Here is a 13,831-nt window from a genome sequence, read left to right on the forward strand (position 1 = left end):
AAACCTCTCGTCACCGGCCGAAATTTCGTCTAGCTCTGTTTAGAGCTAGTGGATTGAAATCGATTTAAAATAATCTGACATGTATAAGCCATGTAGGTCTAGCTCTGTTTAGAGCTAGTGGATTGAAATACTGATATAAGACATATAATAGTTCATAACTATAAGTCTAGCTCTGTTTAGAGCTGGATTTTTTATTATGAAATATAATAAGACTAAAAGTTGTTTAAAAATAACTTTTAGTAGTTCTTTTGAAACAGTCGTAAGAAATCAAACTCCTTAGTATGCAAAGTTGAAAATTATGATATAATTATAGTGATATCGGTGTAATGAACACCCAAACGAAGCGCAATCAGCTTTGATATGCGATTTTTCGTACGAGGGAAAGTTGGGGGACTATGGCAATTCCAAAAGAAGGTGAATTTGTAACGATCCAAAGTTACAAACACGATGGACATTTGCATCGAACATGGCGCGATACTATGGTATTGAAAACAAGCGAGTATTCTTTGATCGGCGTTAACGATCATACTTTGGTGACAGAGTCTGATGGGCGTCGATGGGTTACTCGGGAACCAGCGATTGTTTATTTTCATAAAAAATACTGGTTCAACATAATAGCGATGATCAGAGAAAAGGGGGTTTCTTATTACTGCAATCTTGCGTCACCATATCTTTTAGATGATGAAGCATTGAAGTATATCGATTACGATTTGGATATCAAAGTTTTTCCTGATGGAGAGAAACGTTTGTTAGATGTAGACGAATACGAGTTTCACAGTAAAATCATGGAATATCCGGAAGATATCGATTTTATTCTAAAAGAAAATGTGAAGACATTAGTGGATTGGATTAATAGTGGAAAAGGTCCGTTCTCTGAAGACTATGTGAATATCTGGTACCAACGCTATCAGGAGCTATCTAGAAAATAGCGAATGTAAGATGTTAAGTGAATAATAAAACAGCAACTAAAACAAGTGATGTTTTGGCTGCTGTTTTATTATTTTTTTACTGTAGTGTTTTATTCATTTGATAATGCTCTATATTAGCATCAAGGAACATCTCGCCTTCTTTAACGTAACCCATCCGCTCATAAAATCCTAAAGCAGTGATTTGTGCACCTAAAGTGATCACTTTATATCCTTGCTCTTTTGCAAACTCTTCGGCTTTTTCTACAATGATCCGGCCATATTCTTTACCTCGATACTCTTTTCGAACAGCCATTCGTTGCAGTTTTATTCTATCATTTTCAAGTGGTAATAGGCGACAAGTAGCGATGGGTTTGTTATCATCACCATATAAAACAAAATGAATGCACATTGCTTCATATTTATCGATTTCTATCTCGCTAGGAACTCCTTGCTCCAGCATGAATACTTGATGACGGATTTGAACGGCATCTAAATAGATGTCACTCATCGTATCTCTTGTTTGAACGATTTTCATTTGGCACCTCTAACTCTTATTATTTTATTTATTATACCTTAAAATCACTGTTGAAATAAAGATTTGTAACTTTTTTAGTTATAGATCAGTTATAATGGAAATCTTAACTATTCTGTTGAATAAATGAAAAGGAGGGATAACCTTGAACGCAAAATTTGTGTATATTTTGGGGATATTTACTATTCTGTTTATCATTGTTGCTATTATTATCAATATCTCACCTTATCCCGTAATCTTTTTCGCAAAGCATACAGCGTTTAAAATTCCTAAGGAAACAAGAGCAAATCAATATGAGGATGGCAATGTAACAGTTTTTGTAAATGAGTCCTATACATCGGCTTATAAAAATAATCAATTTGATCTCTATTTGCCTAAAAAACAGATGGCAGGAAAGCCCGTTATTGCATGGGTACACGGCGGTGGCTTTGTTGGTGGAGATAAATTGGAAGAAAAAGAATTTGCAACAAAACTAGCTGAAGAAGGATATACAGTTGCTGTAATGAACTATGCACTTGTTCCAGAAACTAAATATCCTATACCAGTCGTTCAGACTTCAGAATTTTTAGCCTATTTAAAAAAGCATGCCAAAAACTATTCGATCAATTTGGATAATCTTTTTATTGCAGGTGATTCTGCCGGCGCTCAAATCGCAAGTCAATTTATCACAACACAAACGAACGAAGCATACCGTGAACTTATGAATATCGATCAAGTAATAAAAAAAGATCAAATTAAAGGTAGTTTACTTTATTGTGGAGTATACGATGTACCAGAGGTCGTCCACTCCTATTCAATACCGCCAGTTAAATTTATGTTTCAAAAAATCGGTTGGGGCTATGCACGGGATAAAAACTGGCTTCATGGTAAATTGGCAGAGAGTTCTGTAATATCCAATTTTGTTACTGCAGATTTTCCACCTGCCTATATCACAGACGGCAATACGCTATCCTTTGAGAACCAAGGTAAAAAGTTAGTCAGAACATTGGCTTCTAAAGATATTTCTGTCAGTCAACGATTCTTTCCAAAATCAGAATATAAAACAGCTCATGAGTACCAATTTGAAATGAAATCAGAACCTGCGAAAATTGCATTTAATGATACAGTGGCCTTTTTGAACAAGTATAAACAGAGGTGATTTTTATAGGTCCAAAGAAGTATTGCTATCTTATATAGGAAAAGGTATGCTAAAATCTATAGGTAAGAAATTGAACTTTTTCAGATATAAAATAGTACTAGATCTTCGTAAGAGAGTATTGATCATTTGCCGAGAATCACAACGAAAAAATTTGAGTTGATGATGAACAGTACAAGACTTTCGTAAGAAAGTGTTGATCATTTGTTTTATCTAGCTGCACAAATCAATCCTCAGGAAAATAGATAAATTGTCAGCGTGACAAAGGACGTTACAAAGCTAATTTCCTAATTTTGTACAGGATTAAGCGATTTGTTCCGCTTTTGCTGAGAATCACAACGAAAGAATTTGAGTTGATGATGAACAGTACAAGACTTTCGAAGAAAGTGTTGATCATTTATTTTATCCAGCTACACAGGTCAGCCTTTCTGGAAAAAGATAAAAATGAATTGTGGCAAAAAGCACCACATTTCATTTTTCCTATTTTCCTCTCAATGCTAAGCGACCTGTTCCGCTTTTGCTGAGAATCACAACGAAAGAATTTGAGTTGATGATGAACAGTACAAGACTTTCGAAGAAAGTGTTGATCATTTATTTTATCCAGCTGCACAAATCAATCCTTAGGAAAATAGATAAATTGCCAGTGTGACAAAGGGCGTCACAAAGTCAATTTCCTAATTTTCTACAGGATTAGACGATTTGTTCCGCTTTTATTTTAAGGAGGAGTATTTGTGTTTGAACGTTTAAGGCAATCTAAGTTATTTTTTTGGTCAGCGGAGTTATTGGTTATTGCTACGTTGATTTTTGTCTCTTCAAAAATCAATTTTATTTTTGCACCAGTAGGGACGTTTTTCTCGACATTATTTGCGCCAGTACTTGTGGCAGGGTTTCTTTATTACATTTTGAATCCGATCGTCAATTTATTGATGAAAACTAAGATGAAACGAATTTATGCGATTTTGATTGTGTTTTTGCTTTTGATTGCAGCAATCGTATTGCTTTTAGTCAGTGTTATTCCTAGTTTGGTTTCTCAATTATCTAGTTTAGCATCGAATATGCCTGAGGTATTCAAGGGTGTGGAGGCTTGGGTCACTCAGATGTCTGAGCTGCCGATCTTCAAAGAAGCAGAATTGACGAAATATATTGAGCAATTGGATATTTCATATGGCAATATCATCCAGCAGTTTTTGAGTGGTTTATCAAGTAGTTTAGGCTCGATCGTTTCAACGGTTGCCTCAACGACGATCATTATTGTGACAGCTCCATTCATCCTGTTTTATATGCTAAAAGATGGTGATCGCTTAGTTCCTGGGATCAAGCGTTTTTTACCGAAAAAACGTCAGGATGACATCGTTGAATTATTAAATAAATTAAACAAAACATTATCAAGTTATATTAGCGGACAAGCAATCGAATGTTTATTCGTTGCTACATTTACTGTGATTGGCTATTCTCTGATCGGTGTACGCTATGCCTTTTTATTCGGTGTTATCGCTGGTATAACCAATTTGATCCCATATTTAGGACCGTATTTAGGTTTAGCCCCAGCTGTATTTGTGACCGTTTTTGACGAGCCATTCAAAGCATTGCTTTGTTGTCTAGTCGTATTGGTTGTACAACAAATTGATGGAAACATCATTTATCCAAATGTGATCGGTAAATCGTTACAGATCCATCCTTTAACGATTATTATCATTTTACTTGTTGCTGGAAATATTGCCGGACTGTTAGGGATTTTCTTAGGTGTTCCATTTTATGCGATTTGTAAAACGATAGCAATTCATGTATATAGCATGGTGCGTAAGGATAAAATGGCTGAGGATTTAGTGCTGGATTTAAGTGGCGAAATAAATTCACCATCAAGTAAGGAAAAATAGGGTGAGAATATTGAAATCACTTTCTATTTGTGATACGATTTCATCGTGACTACATTGTGTAGTCACGTTTTTTAAAACGAAAGAGTGATCTTTCAAAATACTAAAATAGTTAAATGACCTGTTTAACTATTTTACAGACATTTAAGGAGAGAAAACATTATGAACAATGCTGACCCCGATAGTCAGTCGCTTATCGCACAAGTCTTATTATTGATCGTGTTAACCTTGATCAATGCATTTCTTGCGGCATCAGAAATTGCGGTAGTTTCTGTAAATAAGAATCGTGTTGAACAAAAGGCAGAAGAAGGAGATAAAAAAGCGATCAAGCTTTTAAAAGTCCTTAAAGATCCGACCAGTTTCCTATCAACGATCCAAGTTGGTATTACCTTAGTCAATATTTTATCTGGTGCATCTTTAGCTGATTCTTTGTCTGCAAAATTAGCCCCAATTTTAGGTGGAGGAGCTGCAGCAAAAAATCTTGCCAACATTATTATTTTAGCTTTACTGACATATGTTTCGATCGTTTTTGGTGAATTATATCCTAAACGAATCGCTATGAATAAATCTGAGGAAGTTGCTCAATTTACGTCTGGCTTTGTCCGTACGATCGGTGTTGTTGCTCGACCATTCGTTTGGTTGCTTTCTGCATCGACAGATTTACTTTCGAAGCTGACACCAATGAAGTTTGATGATGCTGATTCTAAAATGACGCGTGATGAAATGCGCTATATGCTGGAATCAGAAGGTGTGCTGGACAATGACGAATTGGAAATGCTCCAAGGAGTCTTTTCTCTAGATACAAAAGTTGCTCGTGAGGTCATGGTTCCACGAACAGATGCCTTTATGATCGATATCGAAGATGATATCCACGAGAATATCAATGCTGTTTTATCAGAAAACTTTTCAAGAATACCTGTTTACAACGAAGATAAAGATAAGATCGTAGGGATTCTTCATACGAAAAACTTATTGAAAGCTGCTCATAAGTTGGGCTTCGATAATGTTCAGCTAAAAAATATCATCCAAGAGCCATTGTTCGTACCTGAAACAATTTTTATTGATGATCTATTGTATGAGCTGAAAAGAACACAAAATCAAATGGCGATTTTGCTTGATGAATACGGTGGTGTCGTTGGACTAGCTACCTTAGAAGATTTATTAGAAGAAATCGTTGGAGAGATCGATGATGAATCTGATGAAGTCGAAAATCTATATACAAAGATCAATGAACATGAATACTTGATTCAAGGTAGAATGCTGATCGATGAGTTCAATGAAGCGTTTGAAACAGATCTTCATATGAGCGATGTTGATACGATGGCTGGCTACTTGATCACAGCTTTAGGAACGATTCCGGATGAGGGAGAGAAATTATCCTTTGATGTTGGGAATCTGACATTGACTTCTGAAGAAATGGAAGGAACTAGAGTGTTAGCTTTAAAAGTTGTTTTTCATGATGAAGAAGAGGTTGATGAAGAACCAGAAGAAAATCGTCGTTTTTTCCGTAAAGAACTGGAAGAAGATGAACCAAGAAGATAGAGTTAAAGAAGACTAACGTTAGATGTTAGTCTTCTTTTGTTGGATTAAATTACTTCCTTTTTGATTATGAACATCTTTGATTGCTTGATAGAGACTGAGATATTGTTCATCACTATTTACAGAAAAACGAAAGACAAATGAAGGTAAAGGACAATCTTCGGGAATCAAGAAAGAAGAAGTCGTTACCATAAAATCAAAAGAGGAAAATTCACCATATTTGTACGCGACTAACTGAACGAAAGGAATATCTTTTATGAATTGCGTCAATGGTTCAACCAAGAGATAGTTTGACTCTGCTACTAAAGCAATTCGAATAAGATTATTCCCTAAAAAAGATTCATAAAGTGGAACAAGTAAAGCCGATAGTGTGTCAGATAAAGCATCGATATTTGTTTTTAGCCAAGCGTAGTTTTTTCTGTTAGAAATTTTTTGAAATAATGCTTTGAATTCAGTAAATAATTGATAATAATATTTATTTTTTGAATAAATGTTATTATCAGTCAAGTGAAATAAGGTAGGAAATTTTTGCTGGATAATGCTATGAGAAAAAAGAATGTTGGCAACATTTCCAAAAAGGATTACCTCATTGTTCCAAGAAAAACCAACAGGCATAAACTTATCTCTAAAAAAAACAGTAAATTCTTCCAGTAATTTTGTAGCACTATTTGAATGTTCTTCCAAATAAGAATCTAGAAGTAATAATCGATGTTCACCTTCTCTAAAGAAATTAGGGGATGCGATCAATAAGAATGCTGCAAATTGAGCTTCAGCAGCTAAAGCATCTGGATCTTTTATCAGGTTACCAAAATGAGTAATAGTGTATACTTCAGGAACACTGATATACGGTTCGATTTCTGTTTTTTCTGTTAAAACATTTCCTTTTCGTATTCGTAAATAGACGATATCAAGCATTAAAGAAATCTGTTTGCGAGCGCCATAACTAAAAGTATCTGGAAAATAGGGGCTGACAATTTTGCTGACTTCGTCATAAGTGATTGGGTTACGCTTGATTTTTGGCAGGTTGGTTCCTTGAGTGGTCATCCAAATGAGATTATAAAATAAGATCCGAATGATACGTTCATCACCTGAGAGACTCAATTGAGAAATATTTACTCTGATTGCAAAGTGTTTGAAGTAATCGATCAACAGTTTTGATTTGCGAACGACGGTTGTTCTGCTTTGATAATGTTTATCGCAAAATCGATCTAGATTATCTTCAGGAAAATAGAGAAAAGAGATCAATAATTTGTATGGGATGCTTTGCGTGATCAAATATTGATAATACATATCATAAGTGATATTTTGCTTGTGATGGACACCACTTTTTGTGAGCAGATCGACTTTTTTACCAGTCATATCCGTTAAATCTTGCTGAATCAGTTCAAGAAGATAGACAACTCGACTATACGAATAATCAAGTTTACTCTCAAAAAATTTGATGCTATACCTCTTATCAGAGAAAAGGGTTAGTAGTCGAAAAAGAGTTAACTTACGTTTATCAGTGTTTTCCAACATCATTGCGTCTAACATTTCTTCACATCCTTGTATAAAATATTTATCAATAAAAACAAGTTAGTTAGTTTTTTTTGAACAATTTGAATAAAAGAGCGTCAATTAATAACGCACGTTCGAAATTAAGGCTTGAAAATCAAGATATTTTTGGATAAAATAACAAAAATTATTTTTAGATAACTAAAATAGTGTGTCTATGCGCTTATTTGCACAATTATAACTCTGACTTTATACTTGTTTTATGGTTACAAAGTAATTTCTATTTAAATTACTACTGTTTTTCCTAGGTAACTTATCAAGAGGTGTTTCTTCCCCTATTATGAAGTGTCAGGCATGGTCTTTAGACTTTGTCTGACTCTTTTTTTGAAACTTAGCTAAAGCCTTTGAAAACTAGGGTAATTACATGATATACTACACTAGTTGAATAATAAAGACCAAGGAGAATATTCCCATGTAGAAGGATTCTTAAAAAATAAATGATTGATCTGTTATACCTATTTAAGAAAAAACGATAGATTGGAGCAACAAATGAAAAATTCACATTTAAAAGAACAAGTTGACAGCCGCCGTACATTTGCGATCATTTCCCATCCGGATGCCGGGAAAACGACAATTACAGAGCAACTATTATTATTTGGCGGAGCGATTCGTCAAGCAGGGACTGTTAAAGGGAAAAAGACCGGAAACTTCGCTAAATCAGACTGGATGGAAATTGAAAAACAAAGAGGTATTTCCGTTACCAGTTCTGTGATGCAATTTGATTATGATGATAAACGTGTCAATATTCTAGATACCCCTGGGCATGAGGATTTCTCCGAGGACACGTATCGTACGTTGATGGCGGTAGATAGTGCTGTGATGGTCATTGATAGTGCAAAAGGGATCGAGGCGCAAACGAAGAAATTATTCCAAGTGGTCAAAAAACGTGGGATTCCGATTTTCACGTTCATTAATAAATTGGACCGTGATGGCCGTGAACCTTTAGAGTTACTGGAAGAGTTAGAAGAACTGCTTGATATCGAATCTTATCCAATGAATTGGCCGATCGGTATGGGGAAAGGTCTGGAAGGACTTTACGATATCTATAATAAACGTGTAGAAGTGTATCGACCTGAGACAAACAATGATGAGCGTTTTATCCCATTAGTAGATGGGGATATTCCAAGTGATCATCCACTGCATAAAGAAAGCGTGTACCAGCAAGTATTAGAAGAAGTCGAGCTATTGGTGGAAGCGGGAGATGAATTTGACACAGAAAAAATTGCCCGCGGAGATCAAACACCTGTCTTCTTTGGTTCAGCTTTAACGAATTTTGGTGTACAAACATTTTTAGAAACCTTTTTACAATTTGCGCCTTCACCGTACAGTCATAAAACAGAAGATGGACAAGAAGTCAGTCCTTATGAGGAAGAGTTCTCAGGTTTTGTTTTCAAGATTCAGGCGAATATGAATCCGGCTCACCGTGACCGTATCGCATTTGTTCGCATTTGTTCAGGAACTTTTGAGCGTGGGATGGATGTCATCTTAGGAAGAACTGGAAAGAAAATAAAATTAAGTAATGTGACGCAATTTATGGCGGATTCTAGAGAAAATGTGGAAGAAGCTGTTGCTGGTGATATCATCGGTATCTATGATACAGGAAATTATCAAATCGGTGACACATTATATGAAGGTAAATTGAAAGTCGAATATGAAGAGCTGCCTTCATTCACACCTGAGCTATTTATGAAAGTTGTCGCTAAAAATGTGATGAAACAAAAATCATTCCATAAAGGAATTTATCAGCTTGTACAAGAAGGTGCGATCCAATTATATAAAACCTATTTGACAGAAGAATATATCATTGGAGCAGTAGGACAATTGCAGTTTGAAGTGTTCCAGCATCGGATGCTGAATGAATATAATGCAGAAGTCGTTATGACGCCAATGGGTAGTAAAATCGCTCGCTGGATCAAGCCGGAAGACTTAGATGAACGGATGAGCTCAAGTCGAAATATTTTAGCAAGAGACCGTTTTGATCAACCATTGTTCCTATTTGAAAATCAATTTGCTGAACGTTGGTTTGCAGATAAGTATCCGGATGTAGAATTAAAGAGTTTATTATAAAATAGAAAAGGGACTGGGTCATAGCTCATAGAGTTATGACCCAGTCCTTTTTAAAACGAATAAACGTTGGAAGCAGAAGTAACTCCTACACTACACTTCGTTTCGATCTCATTAACTTCTACGCATGAAACATGCTAGAGTTAAAGGCCTTCGCTTCGATCACATCAGCTAACGCATACAGTTTCACTATTGTTCAAAGAACAAAGCGAAGCTAGCAAAATTCTAAGTGCTAAAGTACTAAGAGTTGAAGGCTTCGGAAATAAGCTGAATACTTCTGGCCCATCCTCTTTTAGTGTAGAAAGAACAAATCGCTGAAAGTCTAGACTTTGCGTTTGATCAACTCTCTCACATAGTTGATTCCAATGACCAAAAAGATGATGATCCCTGTAAAAATGAAGAAGAAACCAATTGGTAAAAGATAAAAATTTTCATGCAAAATGCCCGATTGGTCGATATATTCGACAGAGTTTGCTTTGATGAAGAAACAGGCAAAACCAAAAAACAATAAAAAAGCGCCAATCAATGTTGTGATCATATTGAATCTTGCCCGCCTTGTTTCACTACCATCCTGAATCAATTTTTCAGCTATATTATTCACAGTATTTCCTCCTAATATCAATTCATCAAGTGAAATATGAAATGAACGAGCAATGAGGATCAACATTTCGAGGTCTGGTAAATTTCGATTATTTTCCCAGTTTGAAACGGCTTGTCTTGTAACATTTAAACGTGAGGCAAATTGTTCTTGTGTTAATTGATTTTCTGTTCGTAATACTTTGATTTTAGCTCCAAATTCCATCGTCTAAATTCCTTTCACTGATGTTTCTTAAGCATAAAGAGGATCACATGAATTAGCAAGAAAGCAGTGCTTGCAAGAGGGAAAGCGTCACTTGCAGTTGTGATAATCACGTGTTTGGCAAAATAAAAAGACACATTCTACTCAAAAGAATAGAGTATGCCGTTTTATCTACTGTTCAACTAAACTAGAGGTTACAGGAATTGAAATTTCAGTCACATCTTTTAATTCGATGATCGAAATATCTTCTTGACGGTATTTTTCTTTAGGAATACGTTTTAAGAAGTAAGCTAAAATTTCGTTGATCTCAGTTTTGCGTACTGCACGTTTTTTATTGACGATCAATATTTCTGCATGCTTGGTTGCCTCAGAATAAACGACAGTGGTATTACCTGCTGAGTATACTTTAACAAAGTAGGCATCAGTATTTTCCAATTGTTTATTGACTAATTGCTTGTAGCTGTTGGTTACATTGACTAGCTTCATTTTTTTCACCCCGACTTATTTCTATATTTTAGATTGATACTTAAAATGTGCTAATTTCGCTTAAAATAGACATTTTTGACATTTGTTGTAGATTTACTCACTATTATTATAAATTTTTTTAGCCTAAATAAAAAGAATTTTGACTCAAAAAAACGAAAAAAAGACACTGAATAAACAAAAAAAGCAATCGTTTTCATCTTGTTTGTGCCATAAAAGACTAAAAATAGTTTGAAGTGAGGGGAATGCTACATCAGAGAAGGAAGCTACTAAAAACGACTATTTAGAGCGGAATTCTTTGACATATGCCCTCTGGAAATAAATATCGTTTGGCTGAACGATCGATCTAACCTCGGATAGATCATCAATTAGATGAAAGAGGCTGGCATGCTATGATGTGTCTAAACGTTTGTAGATGAAAAGCCAGAAGGTACAAAGATCAAGAAGATTATAGATTGGATTGAGCACAAGACCTTATTGATGATCTGAAAAAGCAATTGCGGAATTAGAGCAGGTACATGTGATTTTCCATGATGATGAAAGTAAAGAGACCTATGGCTTTCCCCATTAAAACAAAAAATGAGATCAGCGTTCATTCGCTGACCTCATTTTTTTATTCTTCTATTGTTTGTTCGCTATCAGGAGAATCAGATAAAGGAGCTTCTTCAGAAACAGTTTCAGTTGCACCAGTTACACTGATCTTCCCATCATCATCCAATTTAGCCACTAAATCATGATCTTCTGGATGATCCAAATAATATTCAGCAATTCCGTCTTCGATCTGTTCTTGGATCGTTCGACGCAATGGTCTTGCACCCATAGAAGGATCGTAGCCTAAATCAACTAATTTTTCTTTTACGTCTGTTGGAACTTCGATATGGATTTTTTGATGAGCAAGTAAGCCGTTCACTTCATCCAGCATCAAGCTGACAATATTCATCAAGTTTTCTTTGCTCAAAGCTTTGAATTCGATGATACCATCAAAACGATTCAAGAACTCAGGAGTAAAGAAGTTATTCAATTGTCCTAAAACAGATTTCGTCACGCCTTCACGGGCAGCGCCAAAACCAACGTTGGCTTCCACATTCCCAGTTCCAGCATTACTTGTCATAATGATGATCGTATCTTTGAAGCTGACTGTTCGACCTTGAGCATCTGTCAAACGTCCGTCATCAAGGATTTGCAAGAACATATGCAAAACATCTGGATGTGCTTTTTCGATTTCGTCAAGTAACACTAGGCTGTATGGATTGCGGCGCACTTTTTCAGTCAATTGTCCAGCTTCATCATATCCAACATAGCCAGGAGGTGAACCGATCAATTTAGAGACACTATGTTTTTCCATATATTCACTCATGTCAAAACGAATCATTGAATCTTCTGATCCAAATAGTTCAAAGGCCAATTGTTTTGCTAATTCCGTTTTACCAACACCAGTTGGCCCAACAAATAGGAAAGAACCGATTGGTCGATTTTGTTTACCCAAACCTACACGGTTACGGCGGATCGCTTTTGAGACTTTATCGACAGCATCATCTTGTCCGACAACATGAGCTTTCAAGTCGACTGCTAAGTTCTTCAATTGTGTTTGTTCTTTTTCTTTCAGATCACCAACTGGAATCCCGGTTTTTTGTTCAACGATCGCTTCGATATTTTTCTCATCGATCACAGGTGTTTCTTCATCGCTGATTTGTTTTTCCTTCATCGCTTGTAACTTATTGATTTGATCACGGTAGTAAGCCGCTTTTTCAAAATCTTCTTCAGCAGAGGCTTGTTGTTTTTGCTGTTCTGCTTCGGCTAATTTCTTTTCGATCGTTTTTGGATCGACGATTTGAATCGTCAAATTCATTTTAGAGCCTGATTCATCTAATAGGTCGATCGCTTTATCTGGTAAGAAACGGTCTTGGATATAACGATTAGATAAGGTTGCAGCCGCTTTGATCGCTTCATCTGTATATTTTACGTGATGATAATCTTCATAGCGTTTTTGCAAACCTTTCAAGATCTCGATCGTTTCATCGACAGTGGGTTCGTCTACACGAACGGGCTGCATCCGACGTTCTAAAGCAGCGTCTTTTTCGATGATGCGGTATTCATTCAATGTTGTTGCCCCAACCATTTGGAGTTCTCCACGAGCAAGCGCAGGTTTTAAAATGTTACCGGCATCCATATTGCCGTCACCAGCAGCACCGGCACCGACGATTTCATGGACTTCATCGATAAATAAGATAACATTTTCAGCTTGCTTGATTTCTTCGATCAATTTTTGCATGCGTTCTTCAAATTGTCCGCGAATGCCTGTTCCTTGAACTAATGAAACAACGTCTAAACGAATCACTTCTTTGTCCAATAGTTTCTGCGGAACATCACCATCGACGATTTTTTGAGCAAGTCCTTCGACAACGGCTGTTTTACCAACACCGGGTTCGCCGATCAAGACAGGATTGTTTTTTGTCCGGCGATTGAGGATTTCGATAACACGCTTGATTTCTTCATCACGACCGACAACAGGATCGATATCGCCATTGCGAGCTGCTTGAGTGATATTGATACCATATTCTCCAAGTAAGCCGTCCGCTTGTCCAGCACCACCGCGAGGAGGTTGTCCGCCATTGAAGCCGTTACCGTCACCAAACTGTGTTGGAGGGACTTGGCCATTCGGGTTACCTTGTTGTTCCTGCATTTGACGAGATAAAGAGCGGTAGAGATCATCTAAACTTCCAAAACCAAATGGATCTTGCTGAGACATTGTTGGTTGATTATCATTTGCTTGTGCTTTTAATTTTTGGTAGCAACTTTGGCAATAGTCTAACTGTTTTCTTTGACCATTGACATTCGCATATAAATGGATCGTTGCTGGATTTTGCTGACAATTTTGACAGATCATAGGATAAAACACGTCCTTTCAAAATAAGACTAATCATGTATCAAAGTCATTAATAA

At 36.2% G+C, this 13,831-nt stretch carries 10 protein-coding genes and 1 CRISPR repeat array (1 of these 11 cut by a window edge); of the genes, 5 read left to right on the forward strand and 5 right to left on the reverse strand.

Annotation, left to right across the window (positions count from 1 at the left end):
• Positions 1-129: direct repeats of the CRISPR family, unit length 33 nt; unit sequence GTCTAGCTCTGTTTAGAGCTAGTGGATTGAAAT (it extends 1,734 nt beyond the left edge of the window).
• 266 nt (positions 130-395) lie between these two features.
• Complete coding sequence (gene ntdP, locus IGI58_RS12935) at positions 396-929, forward strand: nucleoside tri-diphosphate phosphatase (protein WP_087639440.1); 534 nt, start codon at positions 396-398, stop codon at positions 927-929.
• A gap of 76 nt (positions 930-1,005) precedes the next feature.
• Here ntdP and IGI58_RS12940 read toward each other — a convergent pair whose 3' ends face one another.
• Positions 1,006-1,443: a GNAT family N-acetyltransferase gene (locus IGI58_RS12940; protein WP_429953089.1), complete on the reverse strand. Its 438-nt coding sequence runs from the start codon at positions 1,441-1,443 to the stop codon at positions 1,006-1,008.
• A gap of 142 nt (positions 1,444-1,585) precedes the next feature.
• On the opposite strand from IGI58_RS12940, the gene IGI58_RS12945 reads away from it, so the two are divergent.
• From IGI58_RS12945 to IGI58_RS12955, 3 genes are all read left to right on the forward strand, one after another.
• On the forward strand, positions 1,586-2,578 hold the full coding sequence (locus tag IGI58_RS12945; protein WP_429953088.1) for an alpha/beta hydrolase: 993 nt from the start codon (positions 1,586-1,588) through the stop codon (positions 2,576-2,578).
• Positions 2,579-3,306: 728 nt separating this feature from the next.
• Positions 3,307-4,452, forward strand: coding sequence for an AI-2E family transporter (locus IGI58_RS12950; protein WP_429953086.1), 1,146 nt, complete (start codon positions 3,307-3,309; stop codon positions 4,450-4,452).
• 159 nt (positions 4,453-4,611) lie between these two features.
• Positions 4,612-5,991 (forward strand): hemolysin family protein, encoded by a 1,380-nt coding sequence (locus tag IGI58_RS12955; RefSeq protein WP_225532905.1) that lies wholly within the window; start codon positions 4,612-4,614, stop codon positions 5,989-5,991.
• A gap of 18 nt (positions 5,992-6,009) precedes the next feature.
• Here IGI58_RS12955 and IGI58_RS12960 read toward each other — a convergent pair whose 3' ends face one another.
• Entirely contained in the window at positions 6,010-7,521 is a 1,512-nt protein-coding gene (locus IGI58_RS12960; RefSeq protein WP_429953085.1) for a helix-turn-helix domain-containing protein, read from the reverse strand.
• Between the two features lie 510 nt (positions 7,522-8,031).
• On the opposite strand from IGI58_RS12960, the gene IGI58_RS12965 reads away from it, so the two are divergent.
• A complete protein-coding gene (locus tag IGI58_RS12965) occupies positions 8,032-9,609 on the forward strand; it encodes a peptide chain release factor 3 (RefSeq protein ID WP_225532907.1) in 1,578 nt (525 codons plus the stop codon).
• Positions 9,610-9,928: 319 nt separating this feature from the next.
• Here the strand turns inward: IGI58_RS12965 and IGI58_RS12970 are convergent, their stop codons facing one another.
• The 3 genes from IGI58_RS12970 to IGI58_RS12980 all read right to left on the reverse strand — a co-directional run bounded on the left by IGI58_RS12970 (position 9,929) and on the right by IGI58_RS12980 (position 13,775).
• The gene (locus IGI58_RS12970) at positions 9,929-10,408 is read right to left on the reverse strand and encodes a DUF3955 domain-containing protein (RefSeq protein ID WP_429953084.1); all 480 of its coding nucleotides are present in this window, start codon (positions 10,406-10,408) and stop codon (positions 9,929-9,931) included.
• A gap of 168 nt (positions 10,409-10,576) precedes the next feature.
• Positions 10,577-10,891, reverse strand: coding sequence for a DUF1827 family protein (locus tag IGI58_RS12975; RefSeq protein WP_087639448.1), 315 nt, complete (start codon positions 10,889-10,891; stop codon positions 10,577-10,579).
• Positions 10,892-11,501: 610 nt separating this feature from the next.
• On the reverse strand, positions 11,502-13,775 hold the full coding sequence (locus IGI58_RS12980) for an AAA family ATPase (RefSeq protein WP_429953083.1): 2,274 nt from the start codon (positions 13,773-13,775) through the stop codon (positions 11,502-11,504).
• Positions 13,776-13,831: the final 56 nt, after the last annotated feature.

Source organism: Enterococcus sp. AZ020 (assembly GCF_050499205.1).
Taxonomy (GTDB): Bacteria; Bacillota; Bacilli; order Lactobacillales; family Enterococcaceae; genus Enterococcus_L; species Enterococcus_L dunnyi.

What these genes read in the sequence shown, in the direction of transcription:
- IGI58_RS12970 (WP_429953084.1), bottom strand. Translation starts at nt 10,408, where the DNA reads ATGGAATTTGGAGCTAAAATCAAAGTATTACGAACAGAAAATCAATTA.
- IGI58_RS12980 (WP_429953083.1), bottom strand. Translation starts at nt 13,775, where the DNA reads ATGATCTGTCAAAATTGTCAGCAAAATCCAGCAACGATCCATTTATAT.
- IGI58_RS12940 (WP_429953089.1), bottom strand. Translation starts at nt 1,443, where the DNA reads ATGAAAATCGTTCAAACAAGAGATACGATGAGTGACATCTATTTAGAT.
- ntdP (WP_087639440.1), top strand. Translation starts at nt 396, where the DNA reads ATGGCAATTCCAAAAGAAGGTGAATTTGTAACGATCCAAAGTTACAAA.
- IGI58_RS12975 (WP_087639448.1), bottom strand. Translation starts at nt 10,891, where the DNA reads ATGAAGCTAGTCAATGTAACCAACAGCTACAAGCAATTAGTCAATAAA.
- IGI58_RS12960 (WP_429953085.1), bottom strand. Translation starts at nt 7,521, where the DNA reads ATGTTAGACGCAATGATGTTGGAAAACACTGATAAACGTAAGTTAACT.
- IGI58_RS12955 (WP_225532905.1), top strand. Translation starts at nt 4,612, where the DNA reads ATGAACAATGCTGACCCCGATAGTCAGTCGCTTATCGCACAAGTCTTA.
- IGI58_RS12965 (WP_225532907.1), top strand. Translation starts at nt 8,032, where the DNA reads ATGAAAAATTCACATTTAAAAGAACAAGTTGACAGCCGCCGTACATTT.